General features: G+C 60.6%; 16 protein-coding genes and 1 pseudogene. 2 read left to right on the forward strand and 15 right to left on the reverse strand.

Features of this window, described 5'->3' with window-relative positions; all coding sequences use genetic code 11:
- Positions 1-9 precede the first annotated feature (9 nt).
- The 3 genes and pseudogenes from ATY80_RS22015 to ATY80_RS30180 form a co-directional block, all read right to left on the reverse strand.
- Complete coding sequence (locus ATY80_RS22015; protein WP_088694426.1) at positions 10-1,086, reverse strand: ABC transporter ATP-binding protein; 1,077 nt, start codon at positions 1,084-1,086, stop codon at positions 10-12.
- Between the two features lie 41 nt (positions 1,087-1,127).
- A complete protein-coding gene (gene glpD, locus ATY80_RS22020; RefSeq protein ID WP_088694427.1) occupies positions 1,128-2,645 on the reverse strand; it encodes a glycerol-3-phosphate dehydrogenase in 1,518 nt (505 codons plus the stop codon).
- Positions 2,646-2,858: 213 nt separating this feature from the next.
- Positions 2,859-3,677 (reverse strand): annotated as a pseudogene (locus ATY80_RS30180) (helix-turn-helix transcriptional regulator).
- Between the two features lie 108 nt (positions 3,678-3,785).
- Here ATY80_RS30180 and ATY80_RS22030 point away from each other — a divergent pair.
- A complete protein-coding gene (locus ATY80_RS22030; RefSeq protein ID WP_088694428.1) occupies positions 3,786-4,997 on the forward strand; it encodes an MFS transporter in 1,212 nt (403 codons plus the stop codon).
- A gap of 82 nt (positions 4,998-5,079) precedes the next feature.
- Here the strand turns inward: ATY80_RS22030 and ATY80_RS22035 are convergent, their stop codons facing one another.
- The 9 genes from ATY80_RS22035 to ATY80_RS22075 all read right to left on the reverse strand — a co-directional run bounded on the left by ATY80_RS22035 (position 5,080) and on the right by ATY80_RS22075 (position 15,877).
- Positions 5,080-5,847 carry an SDR family oxidoreductase gene (locus ATY80_RS22035; RefSeq protein WP_088694429.1) on the reverse strand — a complete coding sequence of 256 codons (768 nt, stop codon included), beginning with the start codon at positions 5,845-5,847 and terminating at the stop codon, positions 5,080-5,082.
- 401 nt (positions 5,848-6,248) lie between these two features.
- The gene (locus tag ATY80_RS22040) at positions 6,249-7,508 is read right to left on the reverse strand and encodes a glycerate kinase (RefSeq protein WP_088694430.1); all 1,260 of its coding nucleotides are present in this window, start codon (positions 7,506-7,508) and stop codon (positions 6,249-6,251) included.
- Positions 7,509-7,550: 42 nt separating this feature from the next.
- Complete coding sequence (locus ATY80_RS22045; protein ID WP_088694431.1) at positions 7,551-9,206, reverse strand: GMC family oxidoreductase N-terminal domain-containing protein; 1,656 nt, start codon at positions 9,204-9,206, stop codon at positions 7,551-7,553.
- Between the two features lie 12 nt (positions 9,207-9,218).
- Positions 9,219-9,998, reverse strand: a complete 780-nt coding sequence (locus ATY80_RS22050; RefSeq protein WP_088694432.1) for a 3-ketoacyl-ACP reductase — start codon at positions 9,996-9,998, stop codon at positions 9,219-9,221.
- Positions 9,995-11,500, reverse strand: a complete 1,506-nt coding sequence (locus ATY80_RS22055; RefSeq protein WP_088694433.1) for a GMC family oxidoreductase — start codon at positions 11,498-11,500, stop codon at positions 9,995-9,997. Before ATY80_RS22055 ends, ATY80_RS22050 begins: the two co-directional genes overlap by 4 nt.
- Before the next feature lie 21 nt (positions 11,501-11,521).
- A complete protein-coding gene (locus tag ATY80_RS22060; protein ID WP_088694434.1) occupies positions 11,522-12,637 on the reverse strand; it encodes an ABC transporter ATP-binding protein in 1,116 nt (371 codons plus the stop codon).
- A 4-nt stretch (positions 12,638-12,641) separates the two neighbouring features.
- Positions 12,642-13,586 (reverse strand): carbohydrate ABC transporter permease, encoded by a 945-nt coding sequence (locus ATY80_RS22065; RefSeq protein ID WP_088694435.1) that lies wholly within the window; start codon positions 13,584-13,586, stop codon positions 12,642-12,644.
- Positions 13,583-14,536: a sugar ABC transporter permease gene (locus ATY80_RS22070; RefSeq protein ID WP_088694436.1), complete on the reverse strand. Its 954-nt coding sequence runs from the start codon at positions 14,534-14,536 to the stop codon at positions 13,583-13,585. Before ATY80_RS22070 ends, ATY80_RS22065 begins: the two co-directional genes overlap by 4 nt.
- An 81-nt stretch (positions 14,537-14,617) precedes the next feature.
- On the reverse strand, positions 14,618-15,877 hold the full coding sequence (locus ATY80_RS22075; RefSeq protein WP_088694437.1) for an ABC transporter substrate-binding protein: 1,260 nt from the start codon (positions 15,875-15,877) through the stop codon (positions 14,618-14,620).
- Positions 15,878-16,224: 347 nt separating this feature from the next.
- On the opposite strand from ATY80_RS22075, the gene ATY80_RS22080 reads away from it, so the two are divergent.
- A complete protein-coding gene (locus ATY80_RS22080; protein WP_088694438.1) occupies positions 16,225-17,262 on the forward strand; it encodes a LacI family transcriptional regulator in 1,038 nt (345 codons plus the stop codon).
- Positions 17,263-17,461: 199 nt separating this feature from the next.
- Here ATY80_RS22080 and ATY80_RS22085 read toward each other — a convergent pair whose 3' ends face one another.
- The 3 genes from ATY80_RS22085 to ATY80_RS22095 are packed head-to-tail and all read right to left on the reverse strand — an operon-like array spanning position 17,462 to position 21,352.
- Positions 17,462-18,967, reverse strand: coding sequence for an aldehyde dehydrogenase family protein (locus ATY80_RS22085; RefSeq protein WP_088694439.1), 1,506 nt, complete (start codon positions 18,965-18,967; stop codon positions 17,462-17,464).
- Positions 18,967-19,746, reverse strand: coding sequence for an enoyl-CoA hydratase/isomerase family protein (locus ATY80_RS22090; protein WP_088694440.1), 780 nt, complete (start codon positions 19,744-19,746; stop codon positions 18,967-18,969). The genes ATY80_RS22085 and ATY80_RS22090 overlap by 1 nt, the downstream gene beginning before the upstream one ends.
- A complete protein-coding gene (locus tag ATY80_RS22095) occupies positions 19,739-21,352 on the reverse strand; it encodes an acyl CoA:acetate/3-ketoacid CoA transferase (protein ID WP_088694441.1) in 1,614 nt (537 codons plus the stop codon). The genes ATY80_RS22090 and ATY80_RS22095 overlap by 8 nt, the downstream gene beginning before the upstream one ends.
- Positions 21,353-21,357: the final 5 nt, after the last annotated feature.

A 21,357-nucleotide genomic window follows, 5' to 3' on the forward strand; every position in this document is an offset into this window, starting at 1 on the left:
CCTTCTCCCTTACGCCTTTGCGCCAGTTGCGATTGCGCGACCGTCGGTGCCAAAAGCCATGACGTGACGCGTGTCGAGATAGATATCGACCTCGGTGTCCGGATCGATGTTGTGAATGCCGTGGGCGAGCATGACCCAGCGCACGCCATCGAAATCCAGGTGCACGAAGCTCTCGGAGCCGGTGATCTCCGAGATCTGCGTGCGAGCCTTCAGCCTCGCCGCGGTCGGGGTTTGCAATGAAAGACCGAGGTGATGCGGATGGAAGGCGATCGTCACGGGACCATCGACCATTCCGGCCAGGTGCGAGGGCACCGGCAACATGTCCGCACCCTGCCTCTGGAACGCTCCACCAACCTTTACGACATCAATGAAATTGAGTGGCGGATCAGCAAAGGTCTTCGCCGTCACAAGGTCGAACGGATTTCGATAGACCGAGATGGTCGGCCCGAACTGCGTCACACGTCCTTCTGAAAGCGTCGCCGTGTTGCCGCCGAGCAGAAGCGCTTCGGAAGGCTCCGTCGTGGCGTAGACGAAGATGGCGCCGGATTGCGCGAATATCCTAGGCAGTTCAGCCCGCAGTTCCTCGCGCAGCTTGTAGTCAAGGTTGGCGAGCGGCTCATCCATCAGCACCAGGCTGGCATTCTTGACGAGGGCGCGAGCAAGCGCCGTGCGCTGCTGCTGACCACCTGAGAGATTGAGCGGCGTGCGGTCCAGATAGGGCGTGAGGCGCAGGAGATCGGCGGCTTTGCGCACTTCCCGGTCGATCGTCGCCGTGTCCTTGCCCGCAATGCGCATCGGCGAGGCGATGTTCTCGTACACCGTCAGGGCCGGATAGTTGATGAACTGCTGGTAGACCATCGCGACATTGCGCTTCTGTACCGGCATGCCAGTCACATCAACACCGTCAAAATGGACCGAACCGCTGGTCGGTCGATCAAGCCCAGCCATCAGCCGCATCAGCGACGTCTTGCCGGACAGCGTCGGCCCCAGCAGCACATTCAGCGTGCCTTTTTCAAACGCAAGATTGGTCGCGTGGATGTGATACTCCCCGCCCACCATCTTTGCAGCGTTCCGCAATTCAAGCATTCCGGTTCCCGTGCCTCCTCAACAGCGGGGACATTGCCGCTTCAACCAGCCATTTGTGCCGGTCGCGCAGCCATGTACTCCTCCAACAGCGCAGCCTGTTCCTTGGTCAGACGCAGGCCGTCCTTCGTTCTTCGCCAGAGCACGTCGTCCGCGCTTCTGGCCCATTCGTGATCGATGAGATAGCGAACTTCGACCTCATAGAGATCGCCGCCGAAATAGCGTCCAAGCTCCTCGGTGCTGGCCGCGCGGCCAAGCAGGACCGATGCCTTTGTGCCGTATCGGCGCACCAGCCGCCGGGCGTGACGGTCGGCCAGGAACGGATAGCGACCCTTCAGCTTTCCGACTTCCGCCTCATAGCCGGTCGCAGCGAAATCCCCGCCCGGCAGATGACTCTTAGCTGTCCAAGGCGCGCCTTTGCCGCCGATCGCCGCGGCGATCTTTTCCAGCGCATGCTCGGACAGCCGCCGATAGGTCGTGAGTTTGCCACCAAAGACGTTGAGCAGCGGGGCATCCTTGCCCTCGCCTTCGATCTTCAGCACGTAGTCGCGGGTCGCCTCCTGCGCCTTAGAGGCGCCATCGTCGAACAGCGGCCGCACGGCCGAATAAGTCCAGACGATATCTTCCGGCCGCACGGGTTCCTTGAAATACTCGCTCGCCGCGTTGCAGAGATAGGTCGTCTCTTCCTCGGATATCTTCACATCTTTCGGATCGGCCGAGTAGTCACGGTCGGTGGTACCGATCAGCGTGAAGTCCTGCTCGTAGGGAATGGCGAAAATGATGCGGTTATCCGGGTTCTGGAAGAAATAGGCCCGCGGATCGTCGAACTTCTTCTTCACGATGATGTGGCTGCCCTGCACGAGCCGTACATGGTGGGCTTCGTTCTGCCCGAAAGCCGCGCGAATGACATGATCGACCCAGGGACCGGCGGCATTCACCAGCATTCGCGACTGAAAGCTGTTGGATTGCCCGCTAACGGTGTCGATCGTTTCGATCGACCACAAGCCGTTCTCGCGCCGCGCCGAAACGACCTTCGTCCTTGGCATGACTAGCGCGCCGCGGTCGGCGGCGTCCCGGGCGTTGAGAACGACCATACGCGCGTCGTCGACCCAGCCATCCGAATACTCGAAGGCCTTCGTGAAAAGTGCTTTCAATGGTTTGGCAGCCGGATCGCGGCGCATGTCGAGAACCGCGGTCGGCGGCAAAAGCTTGCGACCGCCGAGATGATCATAGAGAAACAGTCCAAGCCGGATGAGCCACGCCGGGCGGATGCCGCCCTTGTGATAGGGCAGCACGAACCGCATTGGCCATATGATGTGCGGCGCCATCGCCCAGAGCACTTCGCGCTCCATCAGCGACTCGCGAACCAGACGAAATTCGTAGTGCTCGAGATATCGCAAGCCACCGTGGATGAGCTTGGTCGCGCCGGAGGACGTGCCGGACGCAAAGTCGCTCATCTCGGCAAGCGCAACCGAATAGCCGCGCCCAACCGCATCACGCGCGATCCCGCAGCCATTGATGCCGCCGCCGATAATGAAAAGATCGTGAATCTGACGGCTCACGTTCCCCCTCCGAGCCAGAATATACCGCAACGCAACATGCCTGCGCATTTGCGAAAGTAAATGCAGTTAAAGCGAAGATTATTCGAATGTCAAACGAATGTTTTTCGAATTTTCGAAACCCACAGGCTTGCTGTGAACGTAAACGTCATATCGAGGCGCGGCGCCGATATCGCGCGGCCTTGCGAAGCCTCGAATCCATCGTCCGGAAAACCCTCAATACTGTTCAGGTGCACTGAAATAAGTGCGGGGCGCGGCCCCCATCATCCGCCTGAACATGGTTGTAAAGGCGGCGACGCTGTCGTAGCCGAGGTCGAGGGCAACGGCCGTAACGGTCTCTCCGGCGGCGAGGCGGGGCAAGGCGGTGAATACCGCAGCTTGCTGACGCCAGATCGACAGACTGATTCCCGTCTCCTTCCGGAAGAATCGGGTGAAAGCACGTCGGCTCATGGCAAGCTGGTCCGCCCAATCGTCGATCACCAGCCGGGCACTCGGACTTTCCATGAAGCCGCGGCAGAGCGCCGCCAAGCGAGTATCGGAGGGAACCGGCAATCCCAACGGCCTGTCAGGAAGCCGCTAGACCTCCTCAAGCAATAGCGCCATGACGAGATCGCGCCGGTCGCTCTTGGCGTCCGGCGGCGACACGGCCTCGATGAACAGTGCCCTGGCAAAGTCGGTCACGGCCACGACACGCACGACCGACGGCGGATCAACCAAGGCACCGGGCGCGACATATGCGGACAGCATCGTGACATCGCCGAGCATGTCGACCGTGTGGACAAGGCCCGCCGGGATCCAAAGCGCATGCTGCGGCGGTACCATCCAGCGCCCCTGTATGGACGACACCATGACGACACCGGCGCGGGCATAAACGAACTGCGCACGGCTATGGCTGTGCGGCTTCACATGGTAGCCAGCCGGGTATTCCGAGGGGATGGCGTAGACCGGCTCGGAGGCGGCCTCGATGGCTGCAAGACGCTCCACATGGAGCCTGGCCAGCTCGCTCATCGCCAACCCATGTCCGGATTTTGTCATTTTGGCCCACTCGCGAAATAACAAGACCAAAACACGAAAGCGGGACAGCGGCAAGTCCGCTATTTCCAGATCGTCAAGGGACGGAGTAAAATCGTGACAAACAGCGCAATGACGGCAGAGAGGCACTCTGCGGAACAGACGGTTTTCGGCATCATCATGGCGGTGAGCTTCTGCCATCTCCTAAACGATACCATGCAGTCGCTGATCCCCGCTCTCTATCCGATGATCAAGGACGGCTACGGCCTCGACTTCACGCAGATCGGCTTCCTTGGCCTGGTGTTTCAAGTCACTGCATCGCTCCTGCAGCCGCTGATCGGCATCTACACTGACAAGCGCCCATTGCCCTATTCATTGTCTGTCGGCATGGGCTTCACGCTCATCGGTTTGGTGCTGCTCGCCTATGCGCACGCCTATTGGGTTCTGCTCATCGGTGCGGGCGTTGTCGGCCTCGGCTCCGCCGTATTCCATCCGGAATCCTCACGCGTTGCCCGGCTGGCATCAGGCGGACGCCATGGACTTGCTCAGTCGCTATTCCAGGTTGGCGGCAACTTCGGCTCGGCGATCGGTCCGCTTTTGGCGGCCTTCATCGTGCTGCCGCGTGGCCAGCATAGCGTTGCATGGTTCTCGCTTGCAGCGCTGACCGGCATGATCATCCTGTGGCGCGTCGGCGCCTGGTATGCCGACCACCGCAAGAACAATGCCGGCCGCAAGGCAGCGGTACCTGCCTTACATCTCCCGCGCGCGAAGGTGATCGCGGCGATCGGCGTCCTCGCGCTGCTGGTGTTCTCGAAATACGTCTACATGACAAGCCTTTCGAGCTACTACACCTTCTACATGATCGAGCGATTCGGCGTGTCCGTGCAGCACGCGCAGATTCTGCTGTTCGTATTCCTCGGCGCCGTCGCCATCGGCACCGTCGCGGGCGGTCCCGTCGTCGACTGGTTCGGCACCAAGTTCGTGATCTGGTTCTCGATCCTCGGCGCCCTGCCCTTCACGCTTGCCCTGCCTTATGCCGACTACAGCTGGACTGTCTTCCTGACCTTCCTGATCGGCGTCATTCTCGCCTCGGCTTTCTCGGCCATTGTCGTCTTTGCGCAGGAGTTGGTTCCAGGTCGCGTCGGCATGATCGCCGGTCTGTTCTTTGGCTTTGCCTTCGGTATCGGCGGCATCGGCGCGGCAGGCCTCGGCATGGTGGCCGACCACATGGGCATCGAGTTCGTCTATAAGATCTGCTCGTATCTGCCGCTGCTCGGTCTGCTCACCATCTTCCTGCCCGATATCGGCAAGGGCCGCCGCCACGCCACGAAAACGGGCAAGTAAGCGAGTTCTGCAGCGCACGGATGACAGGGGCCGAGATCACGATCTCGGCCCCTTTTATTTTGCGCTGGCAAGTCTCTCGCACCTAGATAGCGGTGAACCCGTTATCGACAAAGAGATGCGCGCCATTGACGAACATCGATTCGTCACTGGCGAGGTAGAGCGCGGCGCGCGCCACGTCCTCAGGCTCGCCGATCCGGCCCTGCTGAGCGGCAATGGCAGCGTCCGACACATCGACGCCAAGCTTCTGCAATTCGCTGACCTCGCGCAATCCGTGCGGTGTGCGGATGAAGCCGGGGCAGACGGCATTGCAACGAATGTTCCGATCCCTGAACTCCACCCCGATCGCGCGCGCAAACATATGCACCGCCCCTTTCGTTGTGTCGTAGAGCACCTCCATCGGCGTTGCGGCCACGGCCGAGATCGATGATGTGCAGACGATAGAACCGCCGCCCGCGGCGATCATCCCCGGCAGGACGGCCCGCGTCATCAGGAACATGGAACGCACGTTGACCGCATGGAGCCACTCCCACTCCTCAAGCGTGGTCTCGAGGAACGGCTTGATGACGATCGTCCCCGCGTGATTGAAGAGCACCGTGACGGCGCCGAACCTTTCTTCCACACCCTTGACTGCCGCGATGACGGCGGCCTCTTCCGACACGTCGGCGATCCAGTAATCGGCGACATGGCCTGCGGCGCGTATCTCCTCCACCGTTTGGCGAGCCGCCGCTTCATTCCGGTCAATGATGGCCACCTTGGCGCCCTCGGCAGCAAAGAGACGCGAGGCCGCCCCGCCCATGCCTGTCGCGCCACCTGAAACAATTGCGATCTTCCCCTTCAGCCGGTCGACCATGACCAATCCCCTTTTCCGTTGTTCAGCCTCGCTCACTCCTCGTCGAGGAACGCACTCGCACGCAGTGTTGAAGAGAGTCCCGTCCGATGTCCAGACGGTAGGTCGAACCGCCGGTAACCTTACCAAATAACCAACAAAGCAGCTTTTGGTTGTTTCAAGGCGCGACACCGGGCATTTGTATTTTCAGCGGCTCACCATCAGCCGCGGTCCGGAGGGGTCCGGATCGATAGAGCCCGCCCCTGAGGGGCCTGGGGCGGGCTTCCTCAAATACAACAAAGGCATAAGCGTTGTTGACGTCGTGCCGACAAAGGCTTGTCGCGCATTGATTTGCAGCTGCCTGCGCTTGATGCAGATGCCAACGGACGGCACACGCTAAAGCTGCTCGACCGTTCGCTGCCAGCCTACTTTACAAGAAAAGCGCGGAAATCATTCACGTTCGTACCCGTCGGTCCTGGCACGAAGAGATCGCCCGCAAGGTGCAAGGCCGACCATGCATCGTGGCGCGCGAGGAACGCCCGCGCATCGCCGCCGGCGCTCCTGATGCGCGCCACCGTCCCGCCGTCGCAGAAGGCGCCGGCATTGTCTTCGGACCCGTCGATGCCGTCGGTATCCGCAGCCATCGCCACGACACCCTCGACGCCCTGAAGATCGATTGCCGCGGAGAGGAGAAACTCGGAGTTTCGTCCGCCTTTGCCGTATGTTCCAGATCCGATGCTGACGGTGGTCTCCCCACCGGAAAGCAGCACCAGAGGCTTTGGAACCGGAGGTTTCGCCAAGAACTCACGAGCGAGCGCCGCGTGCATCCTACCGATATCCTTCGCCTCGCCTTCGATCGAATCCGAAAGAATAAGAGGTTGCACGCCAAGAGATCTTGCACGCTCGGCAGCCGCCTCCAGGGACACCCGCGCCGAGGCAATCACATGGACCTCGTTGTTGGCGAACATGCGATCGCCGGCCCCTGGCGCTCTGGCATTTCGGATACAGTCAATAACCCGCGCCGGGAGATTGATCCGGTAATCCCGGATCACGCGCAGCGCCTCCTCCGCGTCGCTGCTGTCGGGCACCGTTGGCCCCGACGCAACGAAGGCCGGATTGTCTCCCGGAACATCGGAAACGACGAGGCTGACGACCTTTGCCGGGTGAGCAAGAGCGGCGAGCCGCCCGCCCTTGATGCGGGAGAAATGCTTCCGCACGACATTCATGCCGGAGATCGGAGCACCCGACGCCAGGAGCGCTTCGTTCAGGGCGCTTTCGTCGGCGAGGGTGAAGCCGGTCGGAGGGGCCGGCAGAAGGGCAGAACCGCCACCGGATATCAGGGCGATAACCAAATCGTCGGAGGTCAACCCATGCAGATGGTTCATGAGCGCCTCGGCGGCGATGAGGCCCGCTCTATCTGGGACGGGATGAGCCGCCTGTAGAATCTTGGTCGATCGGCAGTCCGCGACCGGCCCGTGCCTGGCAACAACCAGACCGTCGAATGGGTGAGACCAGGCGCGCTCGAACGCCGCCGCCATTTGGCTTGCTGCCTTTCCCGCTCCGACAACAATCGTCCTGCCTTTCGGCGGATCTGGCAGATGGCGAACCAATGCCTCGTACGGGTCGGCGGCCTTGACCGCCTCGTGAAACAGGGTTTGCAGGAAAGCGCGTGGATCGGAAGTCAAATCCTACTCCATTTTCAAAGTTCGCAGCCCCGAACACTCGGTCTAGCTGACGATTGCCCTCGCCCTCGGTCGCGTTTCGTTGCGCTCGTGAGCAAAGATCGCTGCGGGCAACAGTGGCAGCCCCCGGATAAGGTCGGAGCCTCGTTCGCCAACCATGATTGTCGGTGCGTTGGTGTTGCACGATGGAACTCGCGGCATGACCGACGAATCGCACACGCGAAGCCCATCGAGACCATGGACCTTGAGATCGAGACCGACAACAGCTTCCGGCCCCGTCCCCATCTTGCACGTGCCAACTGGATGGTGATCCGTCTTCGCGTTCGCGCAGCCGTAGTCGAAGAGCTGCTCGTCGGTCATGACCCTCGGGCCCGGCAGTCGCTCAGCCAGAACGTAGGGCTTGAGCGCGGCCTGCTGCATGATCTCCCGCGCAATCTTCAATCCTTCCAGTGACATGGCCTTGTCGTGCGGGTCGGACCAATAGTTCGGATCGATCAGAGGTGCCGCACCCGGATCAGCCGAGGAAAGCCGCACGGTTCCACGCGAACGCGGATGCAGGTAGGCCGAATTCAGGGTCACACCAGCGTTCGTCAAGCGCTCGACCCCAGCCTCAATGCCGGATCCCAGGCCGAGATGGAACTGAATATCCGGCGACCGCGCGTCCGGATCGGCATACCAGAAGCCCCCGGTCTCGAAGAGAGAAGAGGCAACCGGACCCGTTCGGAACAGGACATACTGGACACCCGCCCAGATCGTTCTGTGAAGCTTCGCGACGCCATCGTAGGTGTGGTCACCGGTGCACTCGGAAATGACGAAGAGATCGAGGTGGTCCTGCAGGTTGCCACCGACACCAGGGAGGTCGTGGTGTACCTTCACCCCTACCGATCGAAGATGGTCCGCTGGGCCGATCCCCGATTGAAGGAGCAACTTGGGCGACCCGATCGCACCCGACGACACAAGTACCTCGCGTTCGGCGCGGACGATTTCGGGGCCCCGCTCCGTCGCGATCTCGACGCCGACGGCGCGATGCCCCTCTAGGACGATGCGCGCAACCCTGGCGCCAGTCCGGACCACCAGGTTCTTTCGCGCCTTTATCGGGGAAAGATAGGCCAATGATGCCGAGGACCGACGGCGGTCGCGCTGCGTCAGCTGATAGAAACCGACGCCCGCCTGCTGCCGGCCATTGAAGTCATGATTATACGGGATGCCTAGTTCCTGCCCGGCCCGGATATAGGCGTCGCAGATCGGCAACGGAGAGGCAGGCATCGAGACACCGAGGGGACCGCCATAGGAGTGATAGTCATCGGCAAAGCGCTGATTGTCCTCGGCGCGCTTGAAGTACGGCAGTATGGAGCGATAATCCCATCCCTCGCATCCGTCCTCGCTTGCCCAGAGGTCGTAGTCTGCGGCGTTACCCCGGGTATAGAGCTGTGCATTGATCGATGAGCCGCCGCCGATCACCTTCGCCTGCGTATAACGCAGCACCCTGCCCTTCATGTGCTTTTGCGGAACGGTCTCCCAGCCCCAGCTCGCGACGCCCTTCGTCATTTTCGCGAAGCCCGCGGGCATGTGGAACAAGGGATTCCAATCGCCGCCGCCCGCTTCAAGCAGCAACACATTGACGCTGGGGTCTTCGCTGAGCCGGTTGGCCAGCACGCATCCCGCGGGACCGGCGCCGGTAATAATGTAGTCGAAACGCATATTTCTATCCCGTTACAAGCGAGGAATGGACAGGCCGCCATCGGCGTCGATGACGGTGCCGGTGGCAAAACCGAAGTCGCCGGACGCCAATGCCGCACAGATTTTCCCGAGGTCATCAGCCTCGCCCCATCGTTTCATCGGCACGAGGCCACTTTCGATGAGAGCGTCATATTTCGATGTCACGCCGGCAGTCATGTCGGTCCGGATAATCCCGGGGCGCACCTCGAAGACGGCAATCCCCGAATCCGCGAGCCGCAATGCGAGCCCCTGCGAGAAAGCGGCAAGACCAGCCTTGCTGATGCAGTAATCCAGTCGTTCCGGCGAACTCGCCTCGGCTGAGACCGAGGTGATGTTGATGATCGATCTCGGATGGGGAGCCGCTCCTGTCACGAGCATTGCCTTGACGACGGCCTGCGTGAAAAACACCGTGCCCTTGAGGTTCGTCGCCATGATCGTATCGAAGTTTTCCGGAAGCAGACTTAGGAAATCACCACGGACGACCGCTGCCATGCCGGCATTGTTGACGAGGCAATCGACGCGGCCGAAGTTCGAAAGCACCGCGCGCACGGTCTCGTCATGCCTAGAAACATCCGAAACATCCGCCTGTAGATAAATCGCATCCACTCCGAAACCGCGAAGCTCGTTGATGACGTCCTGGCTCTCCTCTGCTGCTCCGACGCCCGTAATCACGATGTTGTAGCCGCCTTTAGCCAGTGCGGTCGCAATCCCGAGACCGATGCCGCGGCGTCCGCCGGTGACTATGGCGACTGGCCTTTCAACACCTTCCGTCATGCTTGCAGGTCCTTCGAAGCGATATGGTCGGCAACCCGCAATGCCTGACTGGCGACCGTGAGAGCCGGGTTAACCGCGGCCGAGGTCGGCAGGAAGCTGGCATCCACCACAAAGAGGTTCCGGTGGTCGTAGGAACGGCAATAGGGATCCAGCGGCGCGCTGGCGGGGTCGTTGCCGATCCTGACGGTGCCGCACTGGTGAGACGGCGTGCGTTTATCGAACGGCTTTGAAAGAACGATCGGGAATCCGATCGACTTGAGGACCGCCTTCAGCTTCTCGACCAGTTCGAGGTGTGCATCCCAATTCGTCCGTTGCCATTGCAGGACGATACGCTCCCCATCCACCCGTACGCGGCTTTCCGGGTGAGGTATATCCTCACTCATCGCATAGAAATCGATCGCATGACCGGTGATGTTCTGGAGCAGCCATTCCGGTGCCCAGGGCAGCGAGCCCTTCAAGACCTTCGCCGAGATTCTGCCGAGCAACTGAACGTTCCCGAGCGGCGGACCACCGTTGCCGTCCGACAGGTAGAAATCGTTGAACCCGAACGTCTTTTGATAGACAGCCGTGTTCCGATAGGTCGGCGACACGGCGATCACCGCCGACGAATTGTGGTTCATAAAGTTCCGCCCGACCTGATCGGAGGAATTCGCAAGCCCGTTCGGGTGACGCGCGTCAGCCGAACGCAGCAACAAGACAGCAGATTGGACAGCGCCGGCCGACAGAATGACCAGCTTCGGAGCGACAGCCAGGTCCTCACCATTCTTGCGGTAGCCGACGCGGGCGATCCGGCCGTTTCCGTCAGCCTCGAGCTTCGTCACCTTCGCGTTTGTCTCGAGGCGGACATTCTGATATTCCAGGGCCTTCAGCAACGCAGCGGTCTCCGCGTCCATTTTCCCATCGCGGGAATTGGGGTGCGCGTCCCAAGGTGTCCTGGCCTTGGACAGCCAAGCGTCGACGTTTACCCCCAACGGCAGCGAAAACGGGTGCAGGCCTTTCGCCTTAAGCCGCGCTCTGACATCGGCAATCGGCGGCTCGTCGGGAACCGGCAGATAGTCGTAGTTGTCCGAGTGTACGGGCTCCGTCGGGTCGTCTCCGAGGTTTCCCCGAACCTCGTACATCCGTTCTGCGCGGCTATACCACGGCTCTAAAACTTCATAAGGAAACGGCCATGCAGGCGAGACCCCTTCCCTGTGGCGGATCTCCTCGAAATCCTCACTGCGATAGCGCGAAAGCACTGCGCCGTAGAATTTCGAATTGCCGCCGACATTGTAGTAGTTGCCGGGATTGAACGCGGTACCGTCCGCCTCGTACCACATCTCCTTCGGGCGAAAATGCCCACGCTGAAAGATGGCCCGTTGGTCGCGGTTCTCCGGGCGATCGGCGATGAAGTCGCCAGCCTCGAGGATCAGGATCTCGGCCCCGGTCGATGCCAACCCCGCGGCAACGGTGGACCCACCCACGCCCGACCCTATGATGACGATATCAGGAGTGCTGCTCATTTCCGAAAATCCGGCTTTCGACTAAGCGATACGCGTCTGGCTTTGGGGATCGAAGAAGACCGCCTTGTCGAGATTAAACGCCAGGCGAGCGCTCTGCCCCGGCTGAATTCGGGCGTCCGCGCGCAGACGCGCCACGACTTCCTTCCCGCCAAGCTTCGTCACTGCAAACGTATCGGATCCCGCCGGCTCCACGACTTCGATCAGGCAATCGCTTTCGGCTAGCGCCCTAGCGTTACGGTCCGCGCCATCCGGGTCGGTCAGCGCCTCCGGTCGGATGCCGAAGACGATCTCCCGTCCCGCATGCGCCTCAAGCGCACCATTGCCTGCTGTGACCGGGAGCCGGACCGGCTCCCCGTGCGGACGGGCCAACGATACGGTCAGCCCCGCAGCACCCTTCTCGATCGTACCCGCGAGAAGATTCATGGCCGGCGACCCCATGAAATCAGCGACGAACATGTTGGCGGGGTTGTTGTAGATTTCCGCAGGCGTTCCGAATTGCTGCACCTCGCCATCGCGCATGACGGCGATCTTGGTTGCGAGCGTCATTGCCTCGATCTGATCATGGGTCACATAGACGATCGTCGTACCGGTCGCCTGGTGCAGCCGCTTGATTTCGATGCGCATGTCGACGCGCAGCTTGGCGTCCAGATTTGAGAGCGGCTCGTCAAACAGGAAGAGCTTGGGATCGCGTACCAAGGCGCGGCCCATAGCAACGCGTTGCCTCTGGCCGCCCGAAAGCTGGCTCGGCTTGCGATTGAGCAGATGGCCAATCTGAAGCACCTTGGCGACCTTGTCGATCGCCTTGTTGCGCTCCTCAGCCGGTACGCCGCGCATCTCCATACCGAACGATATGTTCCCGGCGACCGTCATGTTCGGATAGAGGGCGTAGCTCTGGAACACCATCGCGATATCGCGCTTCGATGGATGCAGGTCGGCGATGCTTCGACCATCGACGCGAATGTCACCCTCAGTGATCGATTCCAGCCCGGCAATGGTGTTGAGCAACGTCGACTTGCCGCAGCCGGACGGACCGACCAGCACAAGGAAGCCGCCCTTCTCCAGTTCAAGGTTGATGCCCTTCAGGATCTCCAACGAGCCAAAACGCTTCTTGAGACCAGAAATTTCGAGGAAAGCCATTGGATTATCCTTTGACAGCGCCCGCCATCAGGCCACGCACAAAGTAGCGGCCGGCGAGAATGTAGACGAGGAGTGTCGGCAGGGCTGCGATCATCGCCGCGGCCATGTTGACGTTATATTCAACGACACCCGTGGAGGTATTCACGACGTTGTTCAGCGCCACGGTCATCGGCATGGAATCGCCCGTTCCCGCATAGGCCGAGGCAAACAGGAAGTCGTTCCAGATATTGGTGAACTGGTAGATGACCGTGACCACGATGATCGGCAACGAATTGGGCAGCATGATGCGTCGGAATATCTGGAAGAAGCTTGCACCGTCCACCTGGGCCGCCTTCACCAACTCTGTCGGGAAAGCCTCGTAGTAGTTGCGGAAGAACAGCGTCGTGAAGCCAAGTCCGTAGATGACGTGAACGGTGACCAGATTGACCGTCGAATTACCGAAGCCCAGCGACACGCCAATCTGATTGCGCAGCGTCGCCCCGAAGCGTCCGAGGCTGCCGAGGATGGTCGCCATGGGCAGGAGAACCGACTGGAACGGAATAAAGCAGGCAAACAGCATCAAGCCGAAGACCAGCGTATGGCCCGGGAAGCGCCACTTGGTCAGGATATAACCATTGAGCGCACCCATGATCGTTGAGATCGCCACGGCCGGAACGACCATCTTGATCGAGTTCCAGAAGTACCCCTTGATGCCGGCGCAGGTCAGGCCGACGCAGGCCTCGCCCCAGGCCTTGAACCAGGGATCGATGGTGGGTGCTTTCGGCAGCGAAAGCATGTTGCCGTTCTGGATCTCATCCATGGTCTTGAACGAGGTAACCAGCATGACGAACAGTGGCATCAGGTAGATGATCGCGAATATGACCAGCAGGCCGTAGATGAAGATTCGGCTGAACATTCTGCGGCGGGACGCGCTGGCTGCGTCGGACATGGTCGAGGTGACAGCGCTCATCGCGATTTCTCCCGCAGCTCGGAATAGAGATAGGGAACGATGATCGCCGAGATCGTCATCAGCATGATCACGGCGCTTGCCGAACCGACCGCCATCTCGTTCCGCTTGAACGTGTATTCGTACATGAAGTTGGAAGGCAGCCAGGCCGAGCCGCCAGGGCCACCGGATGTCAACGCCACGACGAGGTCGTAAGACTTGATCGCCATGTGGGCGAGCACGATGAAAGCCGACAGGAAGATCGGTCGCAGTAGCGGAATAATGATGCGCCGATAGAGCTGCACCGTGGTTGCGCCGTCGATCTGCGCCGCCTTCATGATCTCGCTATCGATGCCGCGAAGGCCGGCAAGAAACATCGCCATTACGAAGCCGGACGCCTGCCAGACGCCGGCGATCACGACGGTGTAGATCACGAAATCCTTGTTCTTGATCCAGTCGAAGTGAAAGCTCGTCCAGCCGAATTGATGCAGCGTCTGCTCAAGGCCAAGGCCCGGATCGAGGAACCATTTCCAGGCAACGCCGGTAACGATGAAGGAAAGCGCCATCGGGTACAGAAAGATCGGTCGCAGTATGCCCTCGCCGCGGATCTTCTGATCCAGCAAGATCGCCAGAAACAGTCCGAGCGCCAGGCAGATGCCGACATAGAGCACGCCGAAAATGCCCATATTGGTGATCGAAGTGTACCAACTGGAGGGCGGATCGCTTTCAAACGTCCAGCGCCAAAGCCGTTGATAGGCGCGCGGCCCCGTCAGGGCGTAGGACGGAAAGGTCTTGGAATTGGTGAAGGACAGATAGACTGTCCAGATGATGAAGCCGTAGACGAAAACAAGCGTGATGGCGAAACTCGGCGCGAGCACGATCTTCGGCAGCGCGTCCTGCAGCCGCGCGCGGATTGAAATTGGCGTTCCCCGGTGCGGCGCGAGAACGGTTTTATCTGTAGCGATGGTGCTCATGGGGTCATCTCCTCCAACGAGATCGTCCGTTGCCGAATCTTCCCCGCCACGAAGGGCGGGGAAGACCGTGGGAGGCCTTGATTACTTGGCGTCCTCGATAGCCTTGACGAGTTCTTCGACGGCCTGATCGGAGGTCTTGATCTGGCCATGTACGAACTTGGAGATGACGTCCTTGTAGGCATTCGCGACTGCCGGAGGAGCGCCATAGCCCTGCGCCAGCGAACCGAACAGCGTGCCGCCTTCGTTGGCCTTCTTCAGGTCGGCGATACCCTTCTTGCCGCAAGCGTCGAAGTCGGTATCCGGAACGTCAGTACGAGCAGGAACCGAGCCCTTGACGACGTTGAACGCAGACTGGAAGCTCTTGGACAGCGTTGCCTTGGCAAGCGCGACCTGCGCCGCCTTGCGATCATCAGGCACGTTGAACATGCCGAACATGTCGGAGTTATAGATCACGCTGCCGTCAGTGCCGGGGAAGCGGTAGCACAGGAAGTCCGTGTTCGGCGTCTTCTTGGCCGCAACGAATTCGCCCTTTGCCCAGTCGCCCATCACCTGAACGAGCGCATCGCCCTTGATGACCATGGCCGTTGCAAGGTTCCAGTCACGTCCGGAGAAGTTCGGGTCGACGTAGGTGACGATCTTCTGGAGATTGTCGAACGACTTCTTCATCGTGTCCGACTTCAGCGACTCCTCGTCGAGATCGTTCATGGCCTTCTTGTAGAACTCGGGGCCGCCTGTCGACAGCACGATCGAGTCAAACATGGTCGCTTCCTGCCAGTTTTGTCCACCGAGCGCCAACGGAACGACGCCGGCAGCCTTGGCCTTGTCGAGCAGCGCGATCAGGTCGTCGAAGGTCTTTGGCTCGGTGCCGCCGATCTTGTCCATGACGGCCTTGTTGATCCACAGCCAGTTGACCGAGTGAACGTTGACCGGGGCTGCAACCCACTTGCCGTCATAAACGGAGAACTTCTGCAGAGCCGCCGGAACCGCCTTGTCCCAGCCCTCGGCCTTCGCCGTCTCGGTGAGATCCCCCATGACGCCCGCCTGAGCATAGTCGAGAACGGTATAGCCGAGCATCTGCGAGGCCGTCGGATAGGTGCCTGCAGCGACCATGGCCTTGAGCGCGGTCATCGCCGCATCACCGCCACCGCCGGCGACCGGCACATCCTTCCAGGCAAATCCTTCCTTCGCCAGATCCTGCTTGAGGACGTTGAGGGCCGCAGCTTCGCCGCCCGACGTCCACCAATGCAGCATCTGCACTTCTTTCACGTCGGCGGCCTTGGCGGCGCCGAGGCCAGCCACCGTCATTGTCACCAAAGCAGTCGTCATCAAAAACTTGCGCATCGTTTTCCTCCCGGTTTGCAAGTTCACAAATGCGGAAAATCCGCGTTCAAAAGCCCGTGCACACTCCCCGCACAAAGGCTCTGGCTACCACGGCGCGAACGCCGCGTGGATTAATTTAAAACGTTATAAACTTAACCAAGTCAAGTGACCCGCTTTTCCTGTCCACGCTAGGGGCAACATTGATTTTGACCTGTTTTTGTTGATTTTTTAGACAAAGCTACAGAATCAATCGAGCTGAGTCCAAAATTTAAAACGTTTCCAGTCCAGCATTGCATCGGCTTCGCTGTCGCGTTAGTGTCCCGCCATCCGTCCCCTTTGGAGGAAAGCCGAGCGTGTCTCGCATCGCAATGCCGCCCACGACCAGATCGACCCGCAGGAGCGGCAAACCAACGCTGCGCACCATCGCGGACATGGCAGGCCTTGCCGTAACCACGGTCTCGCGGGCGCTGTCGGACGACCCGGTGATCAATCATGAAACCCGTAAGCGTGTCCGCGAGATCGCGATTGAGGTCGGCTATTCCCCCGATCGTGCCGCCCAGCGCCTGAAGACTGGCCGCACAAATGTCATCGCCATCCTGCTTGAGCCGCACGAGGAAATTCTCGGCTATGGTACCTCGATCATGTCCGGCATCGCCAAGGCGCTGCAAAGCACCGCCTACCATCTGATCGTCATGCCCAACCTGCCCCACACGACAAACATCGAGGCGGTCAACTACATCATGCGCAACCACATGGCCGACGGTTTGGTAATGTCGCGCACCGAGCCTTTCGACCCGCGCGTGCGGTTGCTGATGGAGCACGATTTTCCGTTCGTCACGCACGGCCGCACCGAACTCTCCACCCCGCATCCTTATGTCGACTACGACAATTTCACCTTCGCCTACGAGGCAACCAAGCGACTGATCGCCAAGGGACGCCGCAAGCCGGCCCTGATCAGCGGCCCGATGCAGTTCAGCTTCGGCAGCCATATCCTGCACGGCTTCATGACAGCCGTACGCGAAGCCGGCTGCGCCTATGAGGTGATCTCCGAAATAGACCTCGATCATCCGGCCGGCGCGATCCGCGACCGCATCGCCCGACGCCATGGCGAGCCCGATCCGCCGGACGCCTTCACGTGCGGCGGCGAAGTCTGCGCGCTCGCCACCATAACAGGCATGAGCGACTGGGGACTTACACTCGGCGTCGAGTACGACATCGTCGCCAAGCAGACCTCGCAGCTCCTCTCCGCCATTCAGCCCAAGGTCGAGACCATCTACGAAGACCTGACAGCCACCGGAGAGCAGATAGGCCGCATCCTCAAGAAACGGATCAGCGGCGAGACGGATATGGACCAGTTGCAGGTGCTGCTGACGCCACAGCCTCCCCTTTCCGTTGGCTGCAATTGACAGCTGCATTGAGAAACCGCGAGTGCCGGAAATGACGTCCAAGCGTGGCGGCGTATCTTTGTGCATCGCAAAGTCCCGGGACACAGCCGCGAGGAAGCGAGGAGCGCGCGACTTCCAACGCGCGAACGTCGCGCAACCTGCGAATGCCGACCCAGCCATATTACCCCTCCTTTCTCTCACTTGAGTTCCTTCGGCAACCTTACCGCGGCATCCACCAGCCGGTGCGGCCGCCGATATGCATGTTGAGCGTCTTGGTCTCGGTGTAATCCTCCACTGCGTGACGACCGAGTTCACGCCCGAGGCCGGATTGCTTGTAACCACCGAACGGCAGTTCGGAGGCCCCGTCCATGAAGGTATTCATCCAGATCGTCCCGGCTCTCACCTTGCGCCCGACAGTCAGGCAGGTATCGAAGTCACAGCTCCAGACGCCTGCCGAAAGCCCGTAGTCGATCGCGTTTGCGATCTCGATCGCCTCCGCTCTGGTTTCGAACGTGAGCACGGAGAGGACAGGGCCGAAAACCTCTTCGCGGGCAACCGCCATACCGGGCGTCACGGCCTCTAGAATGGTCGGCGCCATGTATTGTCCCATGCCGAGGTCGAGCTTCTCGCCGCCATGTGCGACTTGCGCGCCGCTGCTGGTCGCGCCGGCCACGTAGCCTGCGATCTTCTCCAAATGCTGCGGCGTGATGATAGCACCAACTTGCGTGGTTGGATCGAGCGGGTCGCCGACCTTGACGTCCTTCGAGAGTTCAGCGATGCGCTTGACCACATCGGAAGCGATGCTCTTGTGCAGGATCAAGCGGGAACCGGCATTGCAGCATTCGCCGGCATTGAAATAGGCACCAAAGACTGCGGCGTCGATGAATGCATCGAGATCCGCATCGGGGAACACGATCTGCGGGTTTTTGCCGCCGAGTTCCAGCGAGACCTTCTTCAACGTCTGCGCGGCGTTCGTCATGGTTAGCTTGCCGACACCGGTGGAGCCGGTGAACGAAACCATATCGACCTCCGGATGGGAGGCGAGCACTGCTCCGACCTCGGGTCCCGTACCGGTCACAATGTTGACGACACCGTCCGGAACGCCAGCTTCTTGCAGGATTTCGCCAAGCACGAGCGTCGATCCCGAAGTGAGCTCCGACGGCTTGACGACCGTGGTGCATCCGGCAGCAAGGGCAAACGGAAGCTTTTGGCCGACGATCAGGAACGGAAAGTTCCATGGGGTAATGATCGAGACCACGCCGATCGCTTCGCGCAGCACGACGCCGAGCGTACCGTCTCCAAGCGTGTTGTAGCTTTCTCCGTGCAGATCTCGAGCGAGTGCCGCTGCATATCGCCAAATATCAACCGAGCCGGCTATTTCGCCACGCACCTGCGAGATCGGCTTGCCCGCCTCGATCGCATCCAGAAAGGCCAGTTCTTCCGCACGAGCCGCGATCAAGTCAGCAGCCTTGAGCAAGATGGCGGAGCGCTCCGAAGCAGTCATCCGCGGCCACGGACCGTGATCGAAAGCCTTGCGGGCGGCAAGGATCGCCCGTTCGGCATCCGCCTTGCTGCCGGTCGGGAAGCGGCTCACAACGACACCATGGCTTGGAGCAACGCGCTCGATCGGCTGGGCAGATCCAGCTTCCCACTTGCCGTCGAGCAGCATCTTGAAGTCGCGGGCCTTGTGGTCGCTAAGCGCTCTTGGATTGACCAGAACCGTCATTACCATTCTCCCTTGAATTTAGCCGGGCGCTTCTCGCTGAAAGACGCGACGCCCTCTTTGAGATCGGCGGTTTTCGCGACCAGGATCGACCCCAGGGCCTCGACGGCAGCGCCGTTGTCCTCGCCATTTGCCGACGCGATCATCAGCTTCACGATCTCCAGCGCCGCAGGTCCTCTGGACGCGACCCGTCGCGCATATTCCTTAGCGGTATCAACCGCGTTTCCGCTTAATGTGACCGCGTCAACGATGCCGAGGACACGCGCCTCCTCGGCAGTGAAAATCTCACCGCCCAGTGCCATGCGACGTACCACCTGCGCTCCGAAACGCTTCACAAGACGTTGCGTGCCGGACCAGCCTGGCACCATGCCCAGTCCCGTTTCCGGAAGTCCGATCTTGATGTGCTCTTCGGCGATGCGAATGTCCGCGACACCTGCAAGCTCCAACCCGCCACCGAGAGCGTGGCCATTCAGGGCGGCAATCAGCGGCACCCTCAGCGTCGCGAGCCTTTCGAAAACGCGGTGCCCATAGCGGACCCAAGCATGGCCGAACTCCTCCGGCCGCATTCCGCCCCACGCCTTGATATCGCCGCCTGCCGAGAAACCCTTGCCCTCGCCCGTCAGGATCGCGGCGCGCACATCGGCGTTCGCCTCGACTTCGTCGGCCGCACGCGCCAATGCCTTCAGCATGTCCAGGTCAAGCGCATTCAGCTTCTCGGGCCGCGAGACCGTCATGATCGCGACGTGATCCTCGACCTGGATTCTGACCGTGCCGCTAGCCATTGAAGACACCCTCCAGGATGCGGGCGCCCTTCTTCGGTAGAGAAATACCAATGTTCGCTTCGCCGAAGAGCATTGCATCCATGGTCTTGAGGTCCTTTGCCACGATGAGCGGGAACTCGGACTGATCGAAGATATGTGTCTGCAGGTCGATGCCAGGCGCGATTTCCGTAAGAACAACACCTTCCGGCGCCAGCTTCATCACACACCGCTCGGTGACATATGTGATGTCCTGCCCCTGCTCGATCGCCCGCTTGCCGGAGAAGGTGACATGCTCGACCTCGTTGACGAGCTTCTTCAGCTTGCCTTCCTTCTCGATGACCAGCTTGCCGTCAGCGATCGCAAGCTTCGCACCCGCATTGAACATGCCGGAGAACACGATCTTCTTCGCCCGCGCGGTGATATCGACAAAGCCGCCTGCCCCGGCAGTAACGTGAGGTCGGAAGGAAAGCTTCGAAACGTTGACCGAGCCATCCTTGCCGATCTCGAGGAACGAGAGGAGCGAAGCATCGAAGCCGGCGCCCTGGAAATAGGTGAACTGGTATGGCGACGGCATATAGGCATCCGCATTGGAAGCGCAGCCGAATGCGAAATCCAGCAATGGAACGCCACCGACAGCGCCCTGTTCGATCACCCAGGTGACCGAGCCGTGCAGCCCCTCCTCAAGCAGGATGCGCGGCACGTTGGCGGAAATACCGAATCCGAGGTTGACGCAGCTACCGGCCTCAAGCTCCTGGGCCACGCGGCGGGCGATGACCTTCTGGATATTGAATTCCGGAACACGGAACGTGTCGAGCGGCCGGAAAATTTCACCCGATATGGCGGGATCATAGAGCGTCTGCGTGGTCTGCTTCTGGTCTGGATCGACGATGACATAGTCGACCAACATACCAGGTACACGCACGTCGTGCGGTTTCAGCGAACCTTCCTTGGTGATGCGCTTGACCTGGGCGATGACGATGCCGCCATTGTTGCGGGCAGCAAGAGCCTGATCCAGACCGCCGAGATAGGCACCCTCGTGTTCGTATGTCAGGTTGCCGCGCTCGTCGGCCGTGGTTGCACGAATGATAGCGACCTGCGGCACGATCGACGGGAAGAACAGCCAATCCTCTCCTTCGAACACGACGCGCTTGACCACCGGCTCCTGGGCCCCAAGGTCGTTCATCGCGCAGCCCTGCCTTCTCGGATCGACGAAGGTGTCGATACCGACCTTCGTCAGGACGCCAGGGCGCTTGGCAGCAGCTTCCCGATGAATATCGAACATGATGCCCGACGGGATGTTGTAGGCCGGAATCTCGTTGTTGGTGATCATCTGCCAGATCAGCGGCGGCTCCGCGCTGGATGGACCCGATGGATAGGAACCACCGAGGATCTTCGTCAGCAGTCCCTTCTTGGCGATGTAGTCGACACCCTTGATGCCGCTCATGTCGCCGGCTGCGATCGGATGCAGCGTCGTGATATCCCGGGGATGGCCGGTGCTGTCGAAACGCTCGCCAATCGCCTTCAACATCAGGTCGGGGCATCCGAGGCCGCTCGATGACGACACGGATACGACGGCACCGTCGGGGATCAGTGCGGCAGCTTCCGCCGGGGTGATGTGCTTGCTCATTGAAT

It is taken from the genome of Rhizobium sp. R711 (assembly GCF_002211365.1).
GTDB lineage: Bacteria > Pseudomonadota > Alphaproteobacteria > Rhizobiales > Rhizobiaceae > Rhizobium.